This window comes from Catonella massiliensis (genome assembly GCF_016651435.1).
Lineage (GTDB): Bacteria > Bacillota > Clostridia > Lachnospirales > Lachnospiraceae > Catonella > Catonella massiliensis.
The window spans coordinates 1,081,951-1,105,156 of the sequence record NZ_JAEPRJ010000001.1 but is presented as its reverse complement, the minus strand read 5'-3'; the positions used below and the strand labels follow the sequence as shown (position 1 = coordinate 1,105,156).

Genomic DNA, 23,206 nt, shown 5'->3' with positions numbered 1-23,206 from the left:
CACTCCTATTATTAATCTCAAATCGAATAGTCTCTGTGACCGAATATTCCGGTACCCACCCTAACTAGAGTAGCTCCTTCTTCAATTGCCGTTTCATAGTCACCGGTCATTCCCATCGAAAGGACATTCATACTCACATTATGAATGTTTTTGCTATTCAAGTCAACCATTATTTTATTAAGATTTTTAAAATATTTACGATTTTCTTCAGATTCCTCAGCAATAGGCGCTACCGTCATCAATCCTTTCACTCTTATATGCTCGAATTTTGCCACTTCTCTAATAAAATCTTCCACATTTTCAGGCAACACACCGAACTTGGTATCTTCCCCTGCAATATTTACTTCAACAAGTACATCCACAATCACTCCTCGTTTGACCGCTTCCTTTTCAAGCGCTTCTGCCAGTCTAACACTTTCAAGAGAATGTATCAGCGAGACCTTTCCAACCACATATTTTACTTTGTTGGTCTGAAGATGGCCTATTAGATGCCAATCAAGAGATTCGTCAAGCTTCTCCAGCTTGTCTTTAAGCTCCTGAACCTTATTTTCTCCAAATGACCTTATCCCACATCTTATGGCTTCTTTTATAGCTTCTACAGGATGAGTCTTACTAACCGCTATAAGCTTTACCTCTTCTCTTTTTCTTCCTGCACGCTTGCAGGCAGCTGCAATATTTGCTTCAACTAATCTCAGGTTATCAGATATTTCCATATTACTCCTTATCCATCTTATCCGCATTAAGAATTATATTGTCATATTCACTTATATTATAGCCTTTATCTATAGGGATGAGATAATATTCACTATTGTCACCCGTCAAAATGTCCGTATCAGGCTCTACGTGCCTGAATCGCGGATAACCGTTATTAATATTATATACCCCCTTCATAAGCTTAGTAGCGCTAACCGTATACGTATTTTGACTGTTGGCAGCCATTAGTTCATCCCCGGACTTAAAGCCCTCATTTACATCTACATACACCATTTTTTTCTTAGTATCCCTGTAGCAGATGTCTGCCTCAACATAACTAGTCACTGTTTCACCACTCTTATTGGTACTGCGCAGGGTAAATCCTCCTGTCCTATTGCCGCCTCCATTCATATAATATTCTTCGGGAATCTCATATACCTGTCTTTCAACCACTGAAGACTTTGGCACTTTGAGGCCGGTTACGCTTCTTAGCACAATATACACATTCACAAATCTCTTGTCAGCATAGTCCACCATATAGTTGTAAAATGTCAGAACGAGATAATTGCTCCCGTTTATTTCAGTGATATCCGCCTTTGCCTTTGCATTAAAGCCCTTGTTGTCAACATTAACATCCACATAGCCTTTATCCTTAAGCAGTTCTATCTGAGTTTCATTGACAGGAACCACTATCTTCCAGGTTTCATCTGAAATAAGCTTGTACACAGGAACTCCTGCCTCGACCTTACCATCATTTTCAGTAGCTATTTTCAGTATATAGCTGTTCTGCTTCTCAAATATATCAGAAGTAATGTTGTCTTCGGTAAGATTCTCAAGCCCGTCGGCTCCATATACTACAATACCACTGTCGCTTGCGGTGCTAACGCTAAAAGACCCCTTTGCGTCAGAAGACTTTTTAAGTGAAGCCATAATCTTTTTGCCCGAAGTAGTCATAACAGTCTCTTTCATAGACTCTTTAAGACCATAGGTGCTAAGGAAATTATCATCTCTGTTTATCTGGAACTGATGTAGTATTCCTGTAATTCTCTCCCCCGACTCATCACTTTGGTCGTCAGTAGTAAGCTTTGAATATATTTTTCCTGTCTTATCTATGGAAAATACTGCTTCTTTTCTTCTCACCCTTGAGTTACCGTTTACATAATAATTGATATATCCTGCTTCTTTGGACTTTACTACATTTTCATCTCTTAAAGCTAATCCGGTAGTATTGATAACCTCGGTCTTTTCATCACTTACTACTCTGTATATCGAAGTCTTTTCTCTTAGCATATAAGAAATAGTGTGTCCTAATATATAAATCAATATGATTCCAAAAACAACAAAGCCTACATGAAATTGGTTTTTCCCTCCGTATCGGACAACATTACTTCTCTTTCTCTTTGTCATCTTTCTTTCTGCCAATATCTATCCCTCCAAACAAACAAACTGCCACACCAAAAATAATGTGACAGTCTGTAAAATAAAGCAATAATCTTATAAGGAAACCAGCACATTACGCTTATATTCCTCAGGAAGTTCCTCACTCTTAACAGAAAGACTGAGAATAATGTCAACACTGTATTTATCTGCAACCTGAATAATCTTATCTAATACAGGCTTCATTGTTTCCTTATCTGTCAATGAAATCTTAAGGAAGCTATCAAGGAAAATAGCCTCAAGATCGTGGTCCTGAGAGATAATTCCGCAAACAAATCCAATAAATTCTCCAGAATTCTCTACAAAGAAATCCTTCACATTTATAAGACGGATCTTATTGTTGAGCTCATACATATGAGCAAGATCCTTGTCAAGAAATACAACATTACCACCTGAAGTTTTCACTGCTTCATTGGCCTTATCGAGTATTACTTTAGTCTTACCTTTTCCCTTTTCCCCACAAATAATATTTACCATAGTAAAACCCTCCTTTATATGAAAAAGTTTATTAAGCACTAATATTATATGTCAAAATACCATAAAATTCAATCAGTTTGAAGTATTTTGAGGTAAATTTTCAAAAACAGTTCCAAGCTGCGCATAGAGGTTGAGGCTATCTGATGCTTTAAGAATACCCACGATATAATTCTTATCGGCTGATGACTTAAATGACATCAAAATACAAGAGCCTGCCTCATCTGTAGTACCTGTCTTCCCTCCTATAACTGTATATCCGTCAGGTACTCTAAGCAAGCCTGCCAGATACTGGTTGGTAGAAATGACCTTAGTTATGACCTTGTTACCCAGGACATTTTTATATTCTAATGTGTATGACCCCTGATTAATTATCTTAACAAATTCCGGGATTTCAAGAAGCTTATGGAATATGAGATACTGGTCATACAAGGTAGTATAGTGGGCATTGTCGTGAAGTCCGGTACTATTTACAAATCTACTATGGGTAGCTCCTATTTTCTTAGCCTCTTCATTCATAAGAACGGCAAACTTCTCTTCACTTCCACTTACAGCAACAGCAAGAGCCTTTGCCGCATCATTGGCAGATGTTACAAGAGCAGCATTTAAGAGCTGTCTTATAGTAAGCTGGTCTCCATCCATAAGCCTCATTCTCTTAGCATAAGGCTCAGTGATTTTAATTGCTTCTCCATTTATTTTTACTACCCTATCCAAATCACTTTCTTTGGTAAAAACCACATAAGCAGTCATCATCTTTGTAAGACTGGCAGGGTACATCTTCTTAAAGCAATTCTTAGCATAAATAGGACTTTCTTCGTTAGCTACTATAACCGACTTAGCATTAAACGATGGTTTGTCTGTTAATTTATTAACATTTTTGTCTGTGATTACACAGAGACCATCTGACATCAGAGAGATATCAGAGGCAGAGGTTACCTTTTCATAAGCTCTGCCGCCTGTTCCCTCATCCCCATATGGGAAATATGCTATGGCATTGTTTCCACAGCCGGTCAATATAATTCCACACAGGGCTGCAAGAATTATTTTACTTTTTAACTTAATCATGACTTATACAATTCTCTCCAGTCAAGGTCGCCTCTATCCAAAGCTTTTATCATAAGCTCAGCTGATGCAAGATTAGTTGCAGCAGGGATATTGTTAGCATCACAAAGCCTAAGAATGTTGCTTACATTAGGCTCGTGGGTCTTTGAAGAAAGTGGATCTCTTAAAAATATAACCAAATCTATCTCATTATGGTCTATCTGCGCAGCCATTTGCTGCTCACCACCTAAATGTCCGGCAAGATACTTGTGCACATTTAGATTGGTAACTTCTTCTATAAGCCTTCCGGTAGTCCCGGTTGCGTATAAAGTATTCTTGCCTAGTATGCCTCTATAAGCAATGCAAAAATTCTGCATCAGCTTTTTTTTCGCATCATGAGCAACTAAACCAATATTCATATTCCACCCCTTTACAGTGTTTATTTAAAATAATATTTCATTCTCTCCTGAATTAAATGTCAATCCATGTTTTGCCTTTTGAAGGCCAACATTTAATACCATTGCTATTGCTAAGAAATTACTTAGCAGTGACGACAACCCATAGCTTAGAAACGGCAACGGAAGTCCTGTATTTGGCAAAAGCGCTGTAGCAACTCCAATGTTAACAAAAGACTGGAACGCAAGCATCGCAGATACACCAATCGCTATCATCTTGCCGGTAAAATCTGCTGTTCTTCTAGCTATCAATACGCACTTAAATACTATAAAAGCAAATAAAACTATGACCAAAACGCAGCCTAAAAATCCAAGCTCTTCAGCAAGAACCGAGAAAACGAAGTCACTTTCATTAACAAATACTTTATTAAAAAGTCTGAAATCCGAAGTGTCTCCGCCAAGAGTTTTTCCCAAAACCTTACCAGCGGCAATAGCATTTACAGAGTTTATCTGCTGATATCTTTCAGTAAGTGCATATTCTTCAGGGTTTAAGAATCCAAGAATTCTAAGTTGCTGTTTATTGGTAAGCAGCTTTTGCCCCGGTTGAATAACATACCAGAATAGTCCGGCACAAACAGGGACAGATACAGCTAGGGTAATACCAATAATTTTAAGGCTCAGTCCTGCCATAAAAATCATAATAGCAAAAATAAACATACATACCATACTGGATGAAAGATCTGTCTGTATGAGAATTAGTGATGTTGGAAGCATCATAATCACCACTGTTAAAGCAAATATCGACCATTTATTCAGCTTATTCTTGACTTTTGAAAATAATACAGCCAACACTATTATAAGTATTATTTTAACTAATTCAGACGGCTGAATAACAACAGAACCTATCGCAAGCCATCTATAAGCTCCGGTATCATAGTCAATACCAAAGGACGTAAATCTAACAAGTACAAGTAATATTATTCCGATTAAATAATACATGATTGCAAATTTGCAAATTAAATGGTAGTCAATCAACGCTCCTACTATAGCGACAATCAAGCCCAACACAACACCAATCAGCTGTCTTTTTGCCATTCCTGCTCCATCAGACCTAAAGAGGCAATAGACAGAGATAAGACAAAGCAACAAAGCTGCTGCAAGTAAGGAAAAACTAAAATCCTTAAAATCGTATTTTTTATTTTTTAACATCAGTATCCTTATGACCTTTTCCCTATCATCTCCTTAATAGGGATGTTTGCACAGATTGCAGGTACAGAGCCGTTCCTTGAATCAGACTCTGTCTGTTCAATCTTAATGTCAAGTCCATCAACATCTATTTCAACGTATTTTGAAATAACCTTAAGTATGTCATTTTTAATCTGCTCCATGATTTCAGGAGAACAGTTAGCCCTGTCTGATACCAGCACAAGCTTAAGCCTGTCTACTGCCTGTTGTCCCGAAGATTTCTTCTTGAAAAAATCCATTAAACTCATAGCTTAACTCCTTTACTTCTTAAATATTTCTCCAAGACGTGCCAAAAATCCTTTCTTGCTTTCAAGGTCAAGTAAAGGTACTTCTTCGCCTGTTATTCTCTTACAAATATTCATATATGCCTGACCTGCAAGACTATCGTTACCTACAAGAGGCTCCCCTGTATTGGTAGCTACAACGATATTTTCGTCATCAGGAACAACACCTAGAAGGCTGATGGCTAAGATATCAAGAACCTGTTCACTTGACATCATGTCACCTCTTTTAACCATGTCCATACGAAGCCTGTTGACTATAAGCTCTGTCTTTTTAATCTCATTTGCTTCAAGAAGGCCAATTATTCTGTCAGCATCTCTTACTGCTGATACTTCAGGCGTGGTAACTACAATCGCTCTATCTGCACCCGCAATAGCATTCTTGAAGCCTTGCTCTATACCGGCAGGACAATCAAGAATAATATAATCAAACTCATTCTTTAACTCTTCAGTAAGTGCAACCATTTGCTCGGGGTTTACAGCATCCTTGTCTCTTGTCTGAGCGCTAGGAAGAAGATATAAAGTCTCATATCTCTTGTCCTTAATAAGCGCCTGCTTGATTTTGCAGTTCTGCTCAATTACATCAACAAGGTTATACACAATACGATTCTCCAGTCCAAGAACCACGTCAAGGTTTCTAAGACCGATATCAGTATCGATAAGAACTACTTTTTTACCAAGCATAGCAAGACCGGTACCTACATTAGCTGTAGTAGTGGTTTTTCCAACACCACCCTTACCGGAGGTTATAACAATAACTTCTCCCATAAAAAAATCTCCTAACTAAATCAATATTCCATCAATAATATAATATAATTAAAATGAATTAATTACAAGTGAATAAGTAAACTTTTTTTATATTTGTAGTGAATCAAGTACATTTTTATCAAGATCCTCAATGCATATATTGTCATTTTCAACAAAGGCAACTTGAGGTGATAAGCACTTAGACTTACCTGAAAACGCAGTGTTGTCGGCACTTCTGGCTATCTTTGAGCCTATTCTAAGCTGTATAGGTGCCATATCAAGGGCAATGATGAAAGCATTGTCATTACCTCCTGCACCGGCTTCAGCCTCTCCCTTTAGGGCACCCAGTACCACTATACTGCCCTTAGCTACGACTTTTGCTCCGGGATTGATATCACCAATGATGATAACACCGGTATCAAATTCCATCATCTGACCGGATCTAAAATACCCTTTATGTATCTTTGTAAGGCTAATATCCTCCGATATGGCTATCTGATCCAGTTTTTTCTTGAAACGTTCTTCCCTTATCGGATCATTGTCGATTGTACACACTATGTTGATGGAAGAATTATGAATTATAGTATCAATTATAGTCTCTTCCTCGTCATCGGTAAGCTTTCTTCCGTCAAATGCCACTGCCATGTCCGCATTTCCAAAGAACTTAGCTGATTCCTTAAATTTTTCAGCCACTGCTTTACATAAAGCATCAAATTCAAGCTCTGGATCAAGAATTATCATAAGCCCAAAATTATTTGCTTTAATAACAACCGGTTGCTTCATTTTTCCTCCTGTATTAGTCTGCAATTATATTTTTAACTTTATCTTTGACAGCTTTTTTATTTAATGCCTCTTCATCCTCAACGCCAAAGTAATATTCATAAAAGTCGGCCACAGCACTTGCGGCATTTCCTGAGGTATAACCATTAGGAATGACACAGGTCACTGATATCTTTGGCTTTTTATAAGGCGCATAGGACGTGAAGAGACTGTGGTCAGCTCTCTGCTTAGAAAACTGAGCTGTACCGGTCTTACCTGCTATGAGGTTCTTAACCTTCTTAAAAAGTTCTTTATGGGAACTTCGACTGCCGTTTACTGCAAGATACATACCATCTCTTATAACGCTCCAAACATCAGGCCTAAGCGAAATCTGTGGTGTTTTCTTATTTTTGGAATTAGAAACTGTATTCTTCACAGTATTTCCCTTGATGTCCTTTATCTCCTTAATCACTGTAAGATAATTAAGTGTACCTTTGTTCGCAATAGCGGCCGTATACCTTGCTATCTGGGTAGGTGTAAATGCATAGCTGCCCTGACCGATAGAAGATCTTACAGAATCGGTGTCTGATATAGAAGGCTCGTACTCGTATAATTCGACTCCTGAAGTAGTGCCCTTCTTAAAGCCGAACATTGCAGCGTATTTATTAAGCTTCTCAAGACCTAGCTTTGAGTTATATTTGCCTTCAGAGTCAAGACTCATTCTGTATCCGCCTTCATAAAAGAAGTAGTTACAGGATACCTCAATAGCTGTTCTGATATCTATATTACCGTGTGGGACATTGCTCCAGCAGGCTGGAGGCTTGTCAGTCTTTGTAAATAATACTTTCGCATATATCTTCTCATGGTCACCTATGGCGCCGGTTGAAAGGTCTGCGGCTGCAGACACCATCTTAAAGGTTGAACCGGGTGCAGTCTTTTGCTGACAAGGCCTGTTGATAAGCGGATAGGACCCGTCAGTAGAGAGCTTAGCATAGTACTTGGCATCTATTTGGTTGGCAAGCTTGTTGTTATCATAGCTTGGATACGTAACCAAAGCCTTTACATCACCATTATTAGGGTTTGTGATAACCATTGAGCCTGAACAAGGATCAAGTGCCAGATTCGCAGGTGTTATTTCAAGACTCTTTATCTTACTCTTTATAAATGTATAAGGTGAAAGCGAGCCATTTAAGAGATTGCGGTATGCTTTCTCATCCTCTTTTAAGAAACCTTGCGAAAATAGTATAAGTGATACCTCTGTCCCTGAAATCTCATAATTAAATATAAGATTCTTATAGATGATTTTCTTAAACTGCAAATCAGATGTTATATTGTCAAATATGTAGTTAAGCAGTATTTTATATATTTCATCTGTGCTTAAGTACTCACTTCCTATATCAAGCTTAGGCAGATTAATCCATCTGTTAGATACTGCGTACTTAAGGAATTCTCCAAGGCTTTTCTTATGTGCAATATAATCCTTGAAGTTAATATCATCCTCATTGACTAAGGTCACGTCAATCAGCTTTTCATTCTTGACATAAGTATATATATAATCCATATACTCACTGATTGTCTTGTTATCACGTTCTTTTGAAACGCTGTTTATCTGCAGCAGGTTCTTTAGCTTCTTTAGGACACTGCTCTCTTCTTTCTTAAACTTAGAAAAGACAGCCTTTTCAACCTTTCCCGCCTTCTTTTTCTCAAGCCTTTCAAGGTCTATTGCTCCATTATCAAACAGGGCGTTATATACCTCATATATAGGTATCTTGATGTCATAGGCATTTTTGCCCTTGCCACCGTAGCTTGCAGAATTGTGTATTTTGCTAAGCAGGATAGCTGCCAGCTCTTTTTCTAATATGTTATAGCAAATCTTCTGCAGCTTACTGTCTATAGTCAGATAGATATCATCTCCGGCTTTAGGGGTTGATACATTTTCCACACCTGTTACATAGTAATCAGAATTTAAAGTGGCCTTCTCAGAACCCTTTTTACCTCGCAGGTATTTCTCAAAGGAGTATTCTACACCTATCTTTCCTATCTGGTCAGTTGTATTGTAATAATGCTCCTTATCCTCGGCTATTTCACCTTCGTTTACATTGCCGGTATACCCTATGATATGTGCAAAATACTTACTGTCATTGTAGTATCTGTATGTATGCTCTGCTATCTCAGCCCCAGGGAGGTCTGAGGAATTCTCAAGTACTGCGGCAACAATCTTTTCATTGACATTTGTTGCTACAAGAATCGGATTACCCCTGTTATAAGTATTTAAAAGGAGGGCAAAACGTATTGTCATGATTTTAAGAGCATCGTCTATACTGTATTCGTCACTTATGTCAAACATGTACTTTCCATGTCTTAAGTGCTCAAAAACTTCTGCAGCAGTTGCATTTCTCTGGGCAGTTGTAAGCTTCTCAATAGAAGTAGACATATAGGCATCTCTCTTGAATCTGCTCTCTGCCGTGCCTTCAACTGTAAATCTTAACTTTCCTTTTTTATCTTTCTCGATATAAAACTCAGGATAAAGCTTACCTCCATTAACCTCAATGATTCTAATTAACTTTATTATCATGGCATTCTTTTCTTCATCAGTCTTAAATGCCTTATAATCCTGTAAGGTAACATTATATGAGAGTCTGTTTGAGGCCAAAAGAACACCGTTACAATCGTAAATATTGCCTCTGGTTGCCTTGGTCTCACGAGTAATCTCCTCGTTATTTACAGTGTTCTTAGTAAGTTCTTCCTGTCTTACTACCTGTATGGTAAACACCTTATATACCAAAACAACGGAGAAAACAGAGTATATTAAAATCAGTGGAATAGTCCTTGTCTTAAGGATATTTTTGACAAAAGTCATCAAAGTGTCTAACAAAACTAGGCTTCATCCCCTTTCCCTATCGAATCTATTCTAAGGTAAACAAAATCAATAACCCTATACAATAGGGCTGCAACTATCATTGTATACACAAGTTCAGGCAAGATAATTCTTATCATATAATAAGGTAAATCGAGCCTGTTTCTAAGCAAAAACCCTGTAACATATATAAGAAAATTCAACACCATATCCGATGCTCCAACTAAGCCAAGAGGCACAAGTGTAGAATCGTTGCTGTAAAGCTTGCTGCTAAATCCTACCAGATAACCGATAATGAGATAAAATAAAGCATAATATCCAAGATAGTCGGATTCATTAAGGTCTATGAATAGTCCTGTAAAGAAGCCTAAGACCATACCCTGGACTCTACCGTATCTATATCCGACTATCACTATGGGGATGAGAATCACATTTGGCTTTACACCTGCTATGGCGATGTTGTTAAATATCGTAGTCTGTAAAAGATACAATAAAACAACCATAATAAAAGAGCCTATAACACGCTTCATCAATATAATTCTTCCTTTTCACGGGTAATAATAAGCACCATATCAAGCTTTGAAAAGTCCACTGCAGGAGTGAGGTAGCCTGATTCTGTCATATTGGAAGGATCTACTTTGATACCGCTTACATAGCCAATAAGTATACCCGGGTGATATTTTTGACTGGTATAAGACGTAACAACCTCATATCCATCTTGTATACTTGAGCCTTTCTTGATATCGGTAACCTCAATATGTCCTTCATCAAGCAGTTTTAAGTTACCCTTAACCGTACAGGTTTCAGAGTTATCAAGGAACATACCTCTTACATTACTGCTGTCGTCTATAATAGAGCGTACATCAGCATAGTTCTTACCCGTCTTTGTTATTATGCCTACAAGACCATTGCCGGCCATAACATTCATTCCGGGCTTTATGCCGTCATCACTTCCCTTGTCTATCTTAAATTTACTATACCAGTTGTTGGTATCCTTTGATATTACTCTCGCGGCTACCTTCGGATAGTCGGCGTAGGTCTGATCAAGATTATATAGCTTTCTAAAGTTATCAAGCTCATATTTGCCCTGAAGCAATAGCTTATTCTCATAGCTGACCTCATTTAGTTTGTCTGTCAGCTCTTTGTTTTTTGCAATCAGGTCATCTACTTTTTTAAGATAATCAAGCTTTGACGTAAAAAAACTGCCAATCCTGTTGATTCCCACCTGCATAGGTGTAATAACATTACCTGCCACAGATTTTACCGGTCCTAAGCTATCTGAGAAACGATAGGATACAATAAGTAAAACCAAGCAGATAACAATCATTGCAATAAACAGATATCTTGGAACAATTTTTATCTTAATCTTATTTTTTCTTTGTGATGCCATTATTTACATTCCTTAAATTAACTGAATATCCGGGCTGCCTGTAGATATAAGGCTGCGTCTTAAAGTTATCTTCATCAATAAGCTTGCCAAGACCGTTTATTACACTGTCCTGAGGATCTTCAAGTATATTTATTTTAAGGCTTGTCTCAGCATTGAGGAGCTTATCGAAATTGCCTATACGTGCTGAACCACCCGTTACATATATACCCGCATCTATAATATCAGATGATACTTCCGGTGGAATGTGCTCAAGAGTGCTCTTTATGTTCTCTGTGATATTCTTAAGGTCATCCTTTATCGCTTCATATACGAGATCAGACTCAATCTCCATACGCTTAGGAAGTCCTGTAACCACATCTCTACCGTTTACCTGCATGGTAAGAGACTGTCCGGAAACTGCTCCCGCTATACCCATCTTAAGCTGTTCTGCATTACTCTTACCGATGACAAGAGCACATTTTTGTCTGATATAATTGCAAATCGATTCATCAAACTTATTGCCTGCTGTAGGTAAGAGCCTGCTTCTAACTATACCGCCGAGAGCAATGATTGCTATCTCTGTAGTATCAGCACCTACATCCACGGTCATTACACCCTTTGCTTTCATGATATCGAGGCCTGCTGCCATAGCTACGCAGATAGGCTTATCAACCAGAGAGACATTCTTTGGCTTAAGACCGGACTTATGAACTAAGTCTGCAAATGACCTCTTCTCCACCTCAGTAATATCTGTAGGAAGAGCTATAACAAAGTTGGTTCCTGATGCTCTTTTTGCTTTACCGTAGATTCTGTCAAAGGAAGCATTGAAAAGAAGCTCCATAGCACTTACATTGGCAATAACTCCACGGTTTACAGGATAGATTACCTCTATCGTCTCGGGCGTCCTTCCCACCATCTCTGCTGCCTCATCACCTATGGCCCTTATCTCATCCTTGTTTTCTATCGCAATGCAATTTTCCTCATCAAAGATAATTCCATCGCCTTTTCTATAATATTTGATTCTCTTTGTTCCCAAATCTATCCCAATACTTTTTCCAAGCATAACTAAGTCCTTTCAAATATCTGTTTATTTGTTTCAAAGTCCACTAATCCCTTTTCCCTTAGACTCACATGGCAGCAGTCCCCGATAACGATATGATCAACAAGGGGAATACCAATAAGCTTTGACACTTCAAGTATCATGTCGGTAATCTGTATGTCTGCCCTGCTCGGAGTCGGATCTCCACTGGGATGATTGTGAAGAAGAACAATATTGACCGCCTCGTACTTGAGCGCCTGCATAAAGACCTCTCTTGGCCTTAGAAAAGACTGGTTAACTGTTCCAATGCTAATGGTAATTTCTTTAATTAACCTACACTTGATATCAAGGAGGAGTAATACGACATGCTCCTCTTTAAAGTGCCTCATTTCTTCCATATACCGCTTAGCTATCTTATCTGCAGTGTCTAGTGACTCATCATACGTGCGTTTCGTTCTTGCTATTCTTCTTGCAAGCTCACAGATACAAATAATCTTCACTGCCTTAACAGGTCCTACACCCTCGATATCTTGAAGTTCTTTTTCAGTCTTGCCATATAGGCCTGCCAAAGTACCTCCACTAACATCGAGCACCTTCTTACATAAGTCAATACAGTTTAGCTTCTTTGTACCAGTCCTTAGAATAAGCGCCAGAAGTTCAATGTCAGATAGTCTATCTATACCCTGCTTCTGATACTTCTCAAACGGCTTTAATTCATCCGGTAAATCTCCAATTCTTACAGTCTCCATAATCATCGGTTAGTGTAAAAGGAATAGTCGACTTTTATTTTAACACAATTATTTTTTTCTTTCAAATACAAACTTCACATTATTGGATAAATCTTCCCTAAAAATATAGCTAAGCCTGTCAAACTTCTTAATATCCAGAGGATTATCTATTCTTTTTTCAGCCATAAACCTCACCATTTCGCCCCTTGCCATCTTCGCATAGGTTCCCTTGGTGACAAGCTTTCCCTTCACCTCCTCCACAAAATCGCAGGTAATAAACCTATCTTCATCCGTTAAATACTTGTCAATGCACTTATAATATTCTTTCGAAGCAAGATTTATGATGATTCCACTCTCATCCCTTACCTCCTTATAGAGTTTATCTCCCCAAAACTCATATAAATCTTTGCTTCCATTTACATCAGCCTTTGCCTGCATTTCCAGTCTGTAAGGGCTTACACCGTCCATAGGCTTTACTACACCGTAAAATGCAGACAAAATTCTTAGATTACTCTGTATGTAGCTTAGCTGTTCATCATCAAATACAGCCGGAGCCATATACTGATAAGCTATACCCTCATAAGATAAAATTGCAGGGGGTAGATTGCCCGTTAGCTTCATACCTGCAATTCTTTCATAATTTTCATCAGCAATCTTATCGTTGCACTTCCATAATTTCTTTAATTCTTCTCTGTTTTTTCCCTTCAGCCAAGAGAGGATTATCTTCGTATCGTCAAGAAACACAGGCTTTCCGATAACTCCCGAAAAGTCTGTGTCCATCTTCATTTTCTTGGCAGGAGACAATATAATCTTCATACATTCTCCTCAAAATATGCCTTATTATAACCGCTTAGCTTTATTATCTTAGCATTCTTGTATCTTTTATCATCGCTTACATCCTTGCCTAACCAATGGGGCTTAACAAAACTGTTAGAAGCCTCTATGGAAGGAAATTCCACCTCAGCGAATACAAGACCCTCAAACCTTTCCTTAAATACATCAAGCTCCGCAACAAGTCCACCTTCTAAAGGAATGAGGTATCTCATTTTCTTTAAGACATCCCTTTTTAGTTTTTCTTTAAGGTGATTATATTCCTCTTTGGTTATTTCGAACTCGTGCTCATTATTAACTATCGGACCGCCTTCATTCCCGCTGACTCCAAACTTACTTTTGACAGTTAATAAATACTTTTCATTAGCTTTTCTAATCCTTATAGTAGGCTTATTGCTTATATAACCCTGTTCTATCTCTATTTTTTCATAAGCTTCAAGGTCTTTGGGAAGCTCATTTATAAGGAATTTTCTTTCTATCTCCATCATTATCCCTCTTGAAGCGATTTATAATCAATATCATATTTTACAACAATATTGTATTTGTCAGCAAAGAAAGAATAGTTCTTTACCACCCTTTCAACTACGTCCTGAGGCTTAATCTTATTGGCACCTACAAGCATTACCAGATACTGGCAGGAGCTGTACTTGGTGGCCACATCCCCTATTCTAAGAGACACTTTGATTATATTTTCCAGGTCAAACATAGCCTCTGACAAAGTGAGTGGATCTATCATACTTCCGTCTTTTTTTGATATTGTAAAGAGGATGATTTCTATGCCTGTTTCTTTCCTATCAGAATATCTGGAAATAAACCTGAATATATGCTTAAACCCATCATACTCCACCTTATAGGCCCCAAGAGGTTTATCTTTCTCGGATATAAGGTGCTTAACTATGTCCATATCCGCATCAGTATTGATGGATTTATTCTCTGAATAGTTCTCCTCAGCAATCATAAAACCATTTTTACCGCCCTGCTTAGACTTGGTAAGTGCCTCTACAGCCTTTCTGTATAGCGAGAGGAAATCACTTCCATTTGCAGGTGCTTTGGCTATGCCTATGGATATGGTGAAGTCCTTATCTAACTTCATACCCTCAAAGCTCTCCCTTGATACCTTTAAGAGCTTGGCCGCTATGCTGTTGATGTCTTTGTATGTAAGGGTACCTACCAAAAATACGCCAAATTCATCTGCTGATATCCTCGCAGCCACATCTCTTTCGCGGAATGAGCTGCTAAGAACCCCTGCAAGTCTAACAAGGCAGGCATCACCCATAATGTGGCCATATTCATCATTTATCTTTGCGAAATCATCAATTTCAATGATAAATAAGGCTCCTGAATTAACTTCTCCACCAACATAATCATCTACTTTATCAGCGAGGCATTTTTTATTCCACAGGCCTGTAAGTCCGTCTTTAAGTGATATCGTATCTAACTGACTAAGCTTGTTAGCAATCTCATTGTCTAGAACTACCACATTATTATTTTTTCCCATTTTACCCCCCGTTATTTCCACTTGTTACACAGTGATTCAATCTGTTCCGCAAATTTAATCATGTCTTTGTTGGCTAGTCCGCTGTTTGCATTTATGATGTCAAGCAGTTTCTGACCAGCATTTATGAGCTTATCATACTCTGCCTTATGAGTACCCTGTTTAACTTCTTTCTTAATGAATACAGGTTCTGCAATATACTCCCACTTTCCTGAAGAAAGGTCATATACCGAGCCACTGTATGGGGCATAAGCATTATGGTGATACTCTTCTTCTAGAGCCAGTCTAAAGCTCTCTGCAACCCTGTCTTCTCCGTGCACTATGAACACTGCCGCCGGCTTTGGATTAAAGGCTGAAATCCAAGAAATGAGCCCATTTTTATCCGCATGTCCACTAACTCCTGCAAGCACTTTTACTTCAGCATTTACTTCAATTTCTTCTCCAAAAAGCTTAACCCGCTCTGCACCGTCCACAAGTATCCGCCCTAAGGTTCCCACGGCCTGATATCCCACAAATAGTATAGTACATTCTTTCCGCCAGAGATTATGCTTTAAGTGATGCCTTATTCGTCCTGCCTCACACATACCTGATGCTGAGATAATAACCTTAGGCTTCTTGTCAAAGTTAATTGCAATCGAGTCCGTACTCGTCACAGAGGTTCTAAGCCCTTCAAAGCTGATTGGATTGATGCCGGCGTTGATAAGCTCCATAGCTTCTTCATCAAAGCAGTCAGCATAATTCTCCTTGAATATATTAGTAGCCTCTATAGCCAGAGGGCTGTCAACTATTACTTCAAAGTCGTCATAGCCGTATACCAGCCTGTCCTCTTTTATTTTCCTGATAAAATAAAGTATCTCCTGAGTACGTCCAACTGCAAAGGATGGTATAACTACATTGCCTCCCCTGCTAAAGGTATCGTTTAGGATATCAGAAAGCTCAGACACGTAGTCAATCCTATCCCCATGAAGTCTGTCACCATAGGTTGATTCCATCACTACATAGTCGGCTTCAGTTGTGTAAGCAGGATCCTTTATTATAGGCTGATTGATATTACCTATATCACCAGAGAATACTATGGTCTTGGTGACATTATCCTCAGTTATAATAATCTTTATACTTGATGAGCCTAAAAGATGTCCCACATCAGTAAAAGAGATGGTTATACCCTCACATAATGTCAAGTCTTCATTATAGCTTACTTTGTGGAAATGACTAAGAACTCCCTCTACATCTTCCATAGTATAAGCAGGTTCAAAATGCTCCTTACCTGCTCTTTTATTCTTTCTATTCTTCCATTCAGCTTCAAACTCCTGAATATGAGCAGAATCTCTAAGCATAATATCACAAAGCTCACAGGTAGCAGAAGTAGCATATATCTCACCCTTAAACCCATTCTTATAAAGAGCAGGTATCATGCCTGTATGGTCTACGTGAGCGTGTGTAACCAAAAGATAATCAATTTCTGATGGAGATACAGGTAATGCAGCATTTTCAAATACATTTACTCCCTGCTCCATACCATAGTCTACCAATATGTTTTTGCCACAAGCAGACAAAAAATGTGCACTTCCTGTGACCTCGTGATCAGCACCAATAAAATGTAGTTTCATACCTTGTCTCCTGTAACTGCTGGGAAATACATATAATCCGTCATTTTCTTACTAAAATTCCGGTTCACTCGTATTATAGACTTTCCAAAAGTATACTTAACATTATAACATAAACAAACTATGAATTATATACTCTTAGCATTTCTTTTAAACATTTATCTTCTGCATCAAATTCATCTTTGTCGATATAAGTTACCACCTTTTCCCTCTTAAACCAGGTAAGCTGCCTTTTGGCAAAATGCCTGGTATCCCTTTTGATAATATCTATACATTCTTCAAGGCTCGTTTTACCACTTAGATAATCAATCACTTCTTTATAGCCAATACCCTGCATAGACACCAATGACTTATCATATCCTTTTGCCATGAGAGCTTTAACCTCCTCCACAAGCCCCATATCAAACATAAGGTCAACTCTCTTATCAATTCTCTCATAAAGCTTTTTTCTGTCCATGGTCAACACAAAGTAAGCAAAGTCAAAAGGGGAACTCCTCTCTCTCTCCCTCTTATTATGCTCCGATAGCTTTTCTCCTGTCATTTCAAAGAAAGTAAGCGCCCTCACAACCTTTTTTACGTTATTATAAGAAACCGAATCAGCATATTCCCTGTCAACCAGAGCAAGCTTTTTGTGAAGTTCGCTTTTGCCTAAAGTTTCTGCCATAGCCTCATATTTTTTCCTGACCTTGCTGTCATCACCATATTCATTAAAGTTAATATCATAGATGACGGACTGGATATAAAAGCCTGTACCTCCTACTATGATAGGCACCTTCCCTCTGCTTTTTATATCCTCAATGTATCCCATAACCTTATTTTTAAATATGGTTACATTGAATTCCTCATCAGGCTCTAATTCATCTATCAGAAAATGAGGAATACCGCACTTTTCTTCTTCTGTAATTTTAGCAGTTCCTATGTTCAGGTATTTATATACCTGCATGGAGTCTGCGGATATTATCTCTCCGTCCACAGCCTTTGCAAGGGCTATGGACAGAGAAGTTTTACCTACCGCAGTAGGACCTGTTAAAACTATCAAATCTTTCATTTAATAAAGCTCCCAATTCTATTATTTACCTACTCACGTTTTAATTTTTAATCCCGGCATAATCTTATCTAACAAGGTCTATCCGTTAGGAAATACAGTTCTAAACAACAGCATTATGTTTATAATCGTCTCTATGCAGACTTATTCTGCCGGCGTCCAAGAATGAAGCTCCTTAAGTATCTTTCCGCTTTTATCAAGTAGATATACTTTTATTAAAGACTTCTCAGATGTAACATTTACAATCTCCTTTACCATCATATAGTCGCCCTGAACAGAAAAGTTGATAGTTACGCTGTTGGTCAATATCTTTTTATACTTCCATTTTTTATTTTTATATGTTCCAACCTGAATCTCCCCCTCACCGTATTTACCGGCTTTACGGTATAGAAGCTTAGTTTTTACATTGTAGCTGCTGTCAAGACTGAAGGTATCAAGGCGTATTTCTCCTGCATTTATAAACTTTCTTGACTTAACTACATTACCCCTCATATCATAAACTGTCTTGTTATCAGTAGTATAATAAAACCTCTCGCCACTCTTAAATAATTTCAGCAAGCCATTGTATTCAACGCTGACTCCAAACACCTTCTTTTTATTCTTTCCGTTTAAGTCCATACTTGAGATATAGCCGTCACTTTTGAAATCCTTGAATTTCAGGTTTCCTTCATTAACTGTGTATATCTTACCTGAAAAATAATAGATTTTATCACCTATAATTACAGGCTCTTTTCCAACCGCAAGCTTAGTCTTAGTCTTTCCATCCTTTGAAATGCGGTAAATATAGGGTTCTTCATAGCCTGTACCATATCCAAACACCTTATCAAGTACAGCATAGATATAATTACCCTTTATAGATAGGTTGGTATATCCGTTTCCCGTTTTTTTAGCAATACTCTTGCTTTTAAGAGTCTTAGGGTTAAGCTTTATAATGTCCATACGCTTGCCATCACCCTGATAGGCATAATAGATGTATTTTCCGTCTGAGACTACACTTCCGGGATTCTCTATAGCAATCCTTCCGTCTACAGATATGACCGGAGCTTTATCCTTTGCCAGGACAGGAACTGTGCTGAATACCGAAAAAAATAAATTAAAAATTAAAACAATCGAAAATAATACTGTAATACCCTTTGCTTTCATACCCTGCCTCCAATTTTTATTTAGTGTTGCATGTCTCTTTGTCTATTATACCACTTATTTTAGCTATAGCCAATTCAAAGTTTTTGTGATATAATCTTACGATACAGTTGTCAAGTTATTTGACAAAAAATATTTTGTGAAAGGCAGGTGTTTGGTATTAGCGAGTCAAATTTTATGAGAGCTCTAAGACCTTTTAGCGATTTGAAGGATCCTACCAATACTATCTATGACCATTTGCCTTATAGGAAGGATATAAACCTTATCAAAGAAAGTGATATAAGAATGGTATCCGGCAATGTTGTTAAATATACCCAGCTGGTTGTGGAAGAAGCCAAAATTATAGATACAAATGAACTTGCTGAAATTATCATAGAAGAAGCAAACAGCCTGTATGAGGCACAACTTTCCGAGCGTGAACCGGACGAGACTCTAATGGATGATGTTAGTGAAGATGAAATTGTTGCCGCTGCTGATGATGATGATGATGTGGATGATGATGAACTCTTTACAGGAGAGCTTGATATGGACTCTATCAATGCCCTTGCTGAGGCGGATGAAAATGAAGATGACTATTCTTTCTTAAATGATGAATGATGGCTCTTAAGTATTAAGATTTATAAAACAAATGCTGTAAACACTCTCAGAGCTTCTGCCCTACTGTGTTTACAGCATTTTTACTTCAAATAAATCGAGCATAGATATTAAAAAGCATATATACTTGGTTTTTTACAGCCAAGATCTGTCTGAAGCCATTTACCATCAACATACTTAAACTCTGTTCTTATGTACATACTTCCTGTGTTATTGCTGTCCTTCCATTCCGGATCGCCAAACCAAGGCCTGTAGTAATAAGAAAAATATATTTGATAAAACACGGTTTTTGTCACAACAGGCTCTGTCACATCTATCTCAGTATTCGCAGATGTAAAATCAATCTTAGTAACATGTCTGCTGTCATTATTTAAGCCCTGTGCAAGCTCATCGTACTGGGCCTTAATCGAGTTAAGACTATCCGCATCCTGCACAAAGATATCTTTAATCTTGTCAAAAGAATCACCATTTAACGCAGCCAAATATACCGACTTCATATTGTTTATAGCCAGCTCTTCAAGTGCTTCTGCAGTATCCTTAGACAGTCTCATATCGTCAAGTGAGATATTATCATTATTGCCTGTAACTGTCTCGTTTCTTTTCAATGTTTCTAAACCATCTTTAGATACTTCAATTTTGTGATTACCGGTAAATATTATAGGTATTGTATAAGTACTATCCCCCGGTACTTCACCTGTTGTCAAATACTTCTCAGGAATCTCGACATCATCAACCTTTACCTTAGCTCCCTCAGCCACATTTATCTTGACATTAGAAGCAGCAATTCCGACATAATCTATGCTCCAATCATCAAATATATAATACTTCTTGGCTGATTCCTTTACCAGATTTACAGTGAATGTATGCTCCTTACTATCACCTCGGTTGGTGTAGGATATAACAACTTCTTTACGTATCTCATCATCCTTGTCCATTTTCCAAAAAGGAGAATTATCGTTTACCTTATAATTAAGGACATCAGTCAAGCCTGCAGAAGCACGGTACTGCTTTATTCCGTCTTTTTTAAGCAGGAAATTCTTATCATCCTCTGTATTTATATTAAACAAAGAATACACACTGTCATAATCTTCATTTACAAGAGCAACGAAATACTGTTTTGCCTTATGTTCCGCACTGAAATTATCAAAGATATAAGGGACTAAAAAGTATATCATAGCTCCAAGAATGATAATTTCTAAAAATAAAAACTTGATTACTCCAAATATACCCTTCTTACGCTTGCCGTTGTTCTTCTGAGGCTGCATATTATTTACCGCAGGAGAAGGCTGTGCCTGCTGATTGTTTTCTATAGACACAGGCTCTATCGCAGGCTCTAACGCTTTCTGCTCGTCTTTATTGTCATCAAGAGAAGAATCTGTATCAGGCAGTTTGTGGCCACATTTTTCGCAAAATACCTGCTTCCCGAAATATTCTGCTCCGCAATTTTCACAAAACATATAATCCCTCCATTTAATTAATTCGCTTTATCAATCTCATCAAGTACTTCGATATTCTTTTTTTCAAGTGCACTCATTTTAGAAAAAGCCTTGTCCGTACTTACTTTCTTTTTTATCTTCTTGTACCAGCTTTTTTTATTGAAGTATTTCTGAACCTCTTTATCCTTAAACTTTGCTCCATGTTTTGCGTACATCTCATTTATTATCATCCTTGCAACGGATCTGTCACTCGGCATCTTGTAGTCTTTGCTTTCAATCTTATCTACAAGTGCCTCCGCACTCTTCTTATTCAGTTTCTTTTTAGCACTGTCGGCAAAGAGATATTTTGTGCCTGATTTCTTTTCCTCTTCCTTAACCTCTTTTTTGTCTTCTTCTGTTACAGTACCCTCTGTATTGTTGCTGTCTTCGCCATTTTCGCTATTTTCTTTTGATTCACCAGCTTCAATAGCTCCGTTGGTAGTCGTATCATCGCTGTTTTCACTGCTCTCTGTGGATTCACGTGCATCTTCCTTATTCTCGGTAGATTCCTCTTCACCATCCTTCTTGTCACTATCATCATCCTTCTTGTCTTTATCTTCTGATGACGACATAGTGTTGTCTACAGTGAACTGGTCAAAGCTCTTTGTAAGCTGTGTGTCAGCAACATCTTCTGAGGTATATCCACTGTCTGAATTATCATCTGTATTCTCAGCAGTAACTGATGTTTGTTTTATCGCAGGCACTCCATTGGTGTAGGCAAGTGCACCTGCGGATGCTCCAATCGCAATAATTACAAGAGCCAATATAATTGACAAGAAAACTAATCCGCCTTTTTTCATATCTTAACTCCTATCTTTTATGTGTACTTCTTTCCTCCAGGTATCACTAATTCTTATAGAGAGACCACAGATAATAGTACTTCTGTGGCCTTAATAATCTCTATATTTAATAAACGTTACCAAACATATTCATGTAGTTCATATTGCCAAATATGCTTGAATATATGCCGGATAAGATACTTCTTCCTACAATATCAAGCAACAGTATAACTATACAAACAATAATAAGCTGAAGTAAAAGACCAATTCTATAGGTCTTAACAAAGTTCTCTTCAAAAGCTATGTAAGCAATGACTACTGAGGACATAATGTTGTTTACCAGCAAAAATACAAGACAAATTCCGGAAAGCAGGTATAGTGAAAGCGACATAAATATCACTACAAGAAATAGAATTATCATATCTAATATCGTAGTCAGACTGCAAAGTCCAAGTACTGATAAGTATGACACCGGTTTTGTCTGCTTCTTAGCAAAAATGAATACTCCAAATGCATATACTGCCTTTATAGCTACGTAAGATAAGATTAAGAAAAATGCTATCTTAAACTTTGTAAATGCATCAAATACAGGGTAATTAAACATTATTATGAAAAATATAAACATAATAAAGGCCGATATACCACCTGCAACCAGCTGGCTTAGCTTATCTTTCTCTGCAAATGATGATTTTAATGCCTCAAAAGGGTTCATTAAAAATGATTTGGTTACACCTAAGGTATCTTTCAATATCTTAGCTGCATCAATATTTAAGCTCTTTCCCGCAGAACTTCCAGCCTGTCCGGTACTTCCTGCATTCTGCGCAGGAAGAGGTGCGTTGTTAACTGCGCTTGCTACAGGTGTTTGCTGTGTGCTTTCTGTATTATTTACTGCATTGTTGCTTCCCTTGTTCTCTGAATTTGTTTCATTGTTTACATCAGCGTTTACAGCTGTCTCGTTAGCCATTGCCTTGCTATCTTTAGTTACTTCAGGAGCACTGTTAGCATCAGCATTTACAGGTGCCTCCACTACAGGATTTGCTGACTCGCTTACACTTGATGCAGCCTTCTCCTGTCTCTCCTTTACTGCTCCATCGCAGTTACATTCCTGTCCATCCTCTATAGGATTTCCACAAAACTTACAAAACCTTCCCATATCTTTCCTCCAAGAATAATAT

General features: G+C 37.9%; 24 protein-coding genes. 1 reads left to right on the top strand and 23 read right to left on the bottom strand.

The window, feature by feature from the left end; genetic code table 11:
* Window positions 1-17 precede the first annotated feature (17 nt).
* From JJN12_RS05000 to JJN12_RS04905, 20 genes are all read right to left on the bottom strand, one after another.
* Complete coding sequence (locus JJN12_RS05000; protein WP_208428651.1) at window positions 18-713, bottom strand: YggS family pyridoxal phosphate-dependent enzyme; 696 nt, start codon at window positions 711-713, stop codon at window positions 18-20.
* A 1-nt stretch (window position 714) separates the two neighbouring features.
* Window positions 715-2,115 (bottom strand): HlyD family efflux transporter periplasmic adaptor subunit, encoded by a 1,401-nt coding sequence (locus tag JJN12_RS04995; protein WP_208428650.1) that lies wholly within the window; start codon window positions 2,113-2,115, stop codon window positions 715-717.
* A gap of 72 nt (window positions 2,116-2,187) precedes the next feature.
* The gene (locus tag JJN12_RS04990; RefSeq protein WP_208428649.1) at window positions 2,188-2,607 is read right to left on the bottom strand and encodes a twitching motility protein PilT; all 420 of its coding nucleotides are present in this window, start codon (window positions 2,605-2,607) and stop codon (window positions 2,188-2,190) included.
* A 72-nt stretch (window positions 2,608-2,679) separates the two neighbouring features.
* Entirely contained in the window at window positions 2,680-3,669 is a 990-nt protein-coding gene (locus JJN12_RS04985; protein ID WP_208428648.1) for a D-alanyl-D-alanine carboxypeptidase family protein, read from the bottom strand.
* Window positions 3,666-4,064 carry a methylglyoxal synthase gene (mgsA, locus tag JJN12_RS04980; protein WP_208428647.1) on the bottom strand — a complete coding sequence of 133 codons (399 nt, stop codon included), beginning with the start codon at window positions 4,062-4,064 and terminating at the stop codon, window positions 3,666-3,668. The genes JJN12_RS04985 and mgsA overlap by 4 nt, the downstream gene beginning before the upstream one ends.
* Window positions 4,065-4,088: 24 nt before the next feature.
* Window positions 4,089-5,249 (bottom strand): FtsW/RodA/SpoVE family cell cycle protein, encoded by a 1,161-nt coding sequence (locus tag JJN12_RS04975; RefSeq protein ID WP_208428646.1) that lies wholly within the window; start codon window positions 5,247-5,249, stop codon window positions 4,089-4,091.
* An 8-nt stretch (window positions 5,250-5,257) separates the two neighbouring features.
* Window positions 5,258-5,533 (bottom strand): cell division topological specificity factor MinE, encoded by a 276-nt coding sequence (minE, locus tag JJN12_RS04970; RefSeq protein ID WP_208428645.1) that lies wholly within the window; start codon window positions 5,531-5,533, stop codon window positions 5,258-5,260.
* 12 nt (window positions 5,534-5,545) lie between these two features.
* The gene (gene minD, locus JJN12_RS04965; protein WP_208428644.1) at window positions 5,546-6,334 is read right to left on the bottom strand and encodes a septum site-determining protein MinD; all 789 of its coding nucleotides are present in this window, start codon (window positions 6,332-6,334) and stop codon (window positions 5,546-5,548) included.
* Between the two features lie 87 nt (window positions 6,335-6,421).
* Window positions 6,422-7,096 carry a septum site-determining protein MinC gene (gene minC / locus JJN12_RS04960; protein ID WP_208428643.1) on the bottom strand — a complete coding sequence of 225 codons (675 nt, stop codon included), beginning with the start codon at window positions 7,094-7,096 and terminating at the stop codon, window positions 6,422-6,424.
* 13 nt (window positions 7,097-7,109) lie between these two features.
* Window positions 7,110-9,947, bottom strand: a complete 2,838-nt coding sequence (locus JJN12_RS04955) for a penicillin-binding transpeptidase domain-containing protein (RefSeq protein WP_208428642.1) — start codon at window positions 9,945-9,947, stop codon at window positions 7,110-7,112.
* A gap of 2 nt (window positions 9,948-9,949) precedes the next feature.
* Window positions 9,950-10,459, bottom strand: coding sequence for a rod shape-determining protein MreD (mreD, locus tag JJN12_RS04950; protein ID WP_208428641.1), 510 nt, complete (start codon window positions 10,457-10,459; stop codon window positions 9,950-9,952).
* Window positions 10,459-11,319 (bottom strand): rod shape-determining protein MreC, encoded by an 861-nt coding sequence (gene mreC, locus JJN12_RS04945; RefSeq protein ID WP_208428640.1) that lies wholly within the window; start codon window positions 11,317-11,319, stop codon window positions 10,459-10,461. The genes mreD and mreC overlap by 1 nt, the downstream gene beginning before the upstream one ends.
* Window positions 11,297-12,361 carry a rod shape-determining protein gene (mreB, locus tag JJN12_RS04940; protein WP_208428639.1) on the bottom strand — a complete coding sequence of 355 codons (1,065 nt, stop codon included), beginning with the start codon at window positions 12,359-12,361 and terminating at the stop codon, window positions 11,297-11,299. The genes mreC and mreB overlap by 23 nt, the downstream gene beginning before the upstream one ends.
* Before the next feature lie 2 nt (window positions 12,362-12,363).
* A complete protein-coding gene (radC, locus tag JJN12_RS04935; protein WP_208428638.1) occupies window positions 12,364-13,086 on the bottom strand; it encodes a RadC family protein in 723 nt (240 codons plus the stop codon).
* A gap of 48 nt (window positions 13,087-13,134) precedes the next feature.
* Window positions 13,135-13,881: a peroxide stress protein YaaA gene (gene yaaA / locus JJN12_RS04930; protein ID WP_208428637.1), complete on the bottom strand. Its 747-nt coding sequence runs from the start codon at window positions 13,879-13,881 to the stop codon at window positions 13,135-13,137.
* A complete protein-coding gene (locus JJN12_RS04925; RefSeq protein ID WP_236013697.1) occupies window positions 13,878-14,384 on the bottom strand; it encodes a CYTH domain-containing protein in 507 nt (168 codons plus the stop codon). The genes yaaA and JJN12_RS04925 overlap by 4 nt, the downstream gene beginning before the upstream one ends.
* Window positions 14,384-15,394 (bottom strand): GGDEF domain-containing protein, encoded by a 1,011-nt coding sequence (locus JJN12_RS04920; RefSeq protein WP_208428636.1) that lies wholly within the window; start codon window positions 15,392-15,394, stop codon window positions 14,384-14,386. Before JJN12_RS04920 ends, JJN12_RS04925 begins: the two co-directional genes overlap by 1 nt.
* An 11-nt stretch (window positions 15,395-15,405) precedes the next feature.
* Complete coding sequence (locus JJN12_RS04915; RefSeq protein WP_208428635.1) at window positions 15,406-17,001, bottom strand: MBL fold metallo-hydrolase RNA specificity domain-containing protein; 1,596 nt, start codon at window positions 16,999-17,001, stop codon at window positions 15,406-15,408.
* 118 nt (window positions 17,002-17,119) lie between these two features.
* A complete protein-coding gene (gene miaA, locus JJN12_RS04910; RefSeq protein ID WP_208428634.1) occupies window positions 17,120-18,046 on the bottom strand; it encodes a tRNA (adenosine(37)-N6)-dimethylallyltransferase MiaA in 927 nt (308 codons plus the stop codon).
* Window positions 18,047-18,187: 141 nt separating this feature from the next.
* Complete coding sequence (locus JJN12_RS04905; RefSeq protein ID WP_208428633.1) at window positions 18,188-19,186, bottom strand: hypothetical protein; 999 nt, start codon at window positions 19,184-19,186, stop codon at window positions 18,188-18,190.
* Between the two features lie 174 nt (window positions 19,187-19,360).
* Here JJN12_RS04905 and JJN12_RS04900 point away from each other — a divergent pair, with 174 nt between their 5' ends.
* Entirely contained in the window at window positions 19,361-19,780 is a 420-nt protein-coding gene (locus tag JJN12_RS04900; protein ID WP_208428632.1) for a hypothetical protein, read from the top strand.
* Window positions 19,781-19,887: 107 nt separating this feature from the next.
* Here JJN12_RS04900 and JJN12_RS04895 read toward each other — a convergent pair whose 3' ends face one another.
* The 3 genes from JJN12_RS04895 to JJN12_RS04885 all read right to left on the bottom strand — a co-directional run bounded on the left by JJN12_RS04895 (window position 19,888) and on the right by JJN12_RS04885 (window position 23,184).
* Window positions 19,888-21,234 (bottom strand): zinc ribbon domain-containing protein, encoded by a 1,347-nt coding sequence (locus JJN12_RS04895; protein ID WP_208428631.1) that lies wholly within the window; start codon window positions 21,232-21,234, stop codon window positions 19,888-19,890.
* Between the two features lie 17 nt (window positions 21,235-21,251).
* On the bottom strand, window positions 21,252-22,052 hold the full coding sequence (locus JJN12_RS04890) for a YARHG domain-containing protein (protein ID WP_208428630.1): 801 nt from the start codon (window positions 22,050-22,052) through the stop codon (window positions 21,252-21,254).
* Window positions 22,053-22,158: 106 nt separating this feature from the next.
* Window positions 22,159-23,184, bottom strand: a complete 1,026-nt coding sequence (locus tag JJN12_RS04885) for a hypothetical protein (RefSeq protein WP_208428629.1) — start codon at window positions 23,182-23,184, stop codon at window positions 22,159-22,161.
* Between the last annotated feature and the right edge of the window lie 22 nt (window positions 23,185-23,206).

Coding starts and splice junctions, on each gene's coding strand:
- JJN12_RS05000 (WP_208428651.1), bottom strand. CDS start 713: ATGGAAATATCTGATAACCTGAGATTAGTTGAAGCAAATATTGCAGCT.
- JJN12_RS04990 (WP_208428649.1), bottom strand. CDS start 2,607: ATGGTAAATATTATTTGTGGGGAAAAGGGAAAAGGTAAGACTAAAGTA.
- JJN12_RS04985 (WP_208428648.1), bottom strand. CDS start 3,669: ATGATTAAGTTAAAAAGTAAAATAATTCTTGCAGCCCTGTGTGGAATT.
- mgsA (WP_208428647.1), bottom strand. CDS start 4,064: ATGAATATTGGTTTAGTTGCTCATGATGCGAAAAAAAAGCTGATGCAG.
- JJN12_RS04975 (WP_208428646.1), bottom strand. CDS start 5,249: ATGTTAAAAAATAAAAAATACGATTTTAAGGATTTTAGTTTTTCCTTA.
- minE (WP_208428645.1), bottom strand. CDS start 5,533: ATGAGTTTAATGGATTTTTTCAAGAAGAAATCTTCGGGACAACAGGCA.
- minD (WP_208428644.1), bottom strand. CDS start 6,334: ATGGGAGAAGTTATTGTTATAACCTCCGGTAAGGGTGGTGTTGGAAAA.
- minC (WP_208428643.1), bottom strand. CDS start 7,096: ATGAAGCAACCGGTTGTTATTAAAGCAAATAATTTTGGGCTTATGATA.
- mreD (WP_208428641.1), bottom strand. CDS start 10,459: ATGAAGCGTGTTATAGGCTCTTTTATTATGGTTGTTTTATTGTATCTT.
- mreC (WP_208428640.1), bottom strand. CDS start 11,319: ATGGCATCACAAAGAAAAAATAAGATTAAGATAAAAATTGTTCCAAGA.
- mreB (WP_208428639.1), bottom strand. CDS start 12,361: ATGCTTGGAAAAAGTATTGGGATAGATTTGGGAACAAAGAGAATCAAA.
- radC (WP_208428638.1), bottom strand. CDS start 13,086: ATGGAGACTGTAAGAATTGGAGATTTACCGGATGAATTAAAGCCGTTT.
- yaaA (WP_208428637.1), bottom strand. CDS start 13,881: ATGAAGATTATATTGTCTCCTGCCAAGAAAATGAAGATGGACACAGAC.
- JJN12_RS04925 (WP_236013697.1), bottom strand. CDS start 14,384: ATGATGGAGATAGAAAGAAAATTCCTTATAAATGAGCTTCCCAAAGAC.
- JJN12_RS04920 (WP_208428636.1), bottom strand. CDS start 15,394: ATGGGAAAAAATAATAATGTGGTAGTTCTAGACAATGAGATTGCTAAC.
- JJN12_RS04915 (WP_208428635.1), bottom strand. CDS start 17,001: ATGAAACTACATTTTATTGGTGCTGATCACGAGGTCACAGGAAGTGCA.
- miaA (WP_208428634.1), bottom strand. CDS start 18,046: ATGAAAGATTTGATAGTTTTAACAGGTCCTACTGCGGTAGGTAAAACT.
- JJN12_RS04905 (WP_208428633.1), bottom strand. CDS start 19,186: ATGAAAGCAAAGGGTATTACAGTATTATTTTCGATTGTTTTAATTTTT.
- JJN12_RS04900 (WP_208428632.1), top strand. CDS start 19,361: ATGAGAGCTCTAAGACCTTTTAGCGATTTGAAGGATCCTACCAATACT.
- JJN12_RS04895 (WP_208428631.1), bottom strand. CDS start 21,234: ATGTTTTGTGAAAATTGCGGAGCAGAATATTTCGGGAAGCAGGTATTT.
- JJN12_RS04890 (WP_208428630.1), bottom strand. CDS start 22,052: ATGAAAAAAGGCGGATTAGTTTTCTTGTCAATTATATTGGCTCTTGTA.
- JJN12_RS04885 (WP_208428629.1), bottom strand. CDS start 23,184: ATGGGAAGGTTTTGTAAGTTTTGTGGAAATCCTATAGAGGATGGACAG.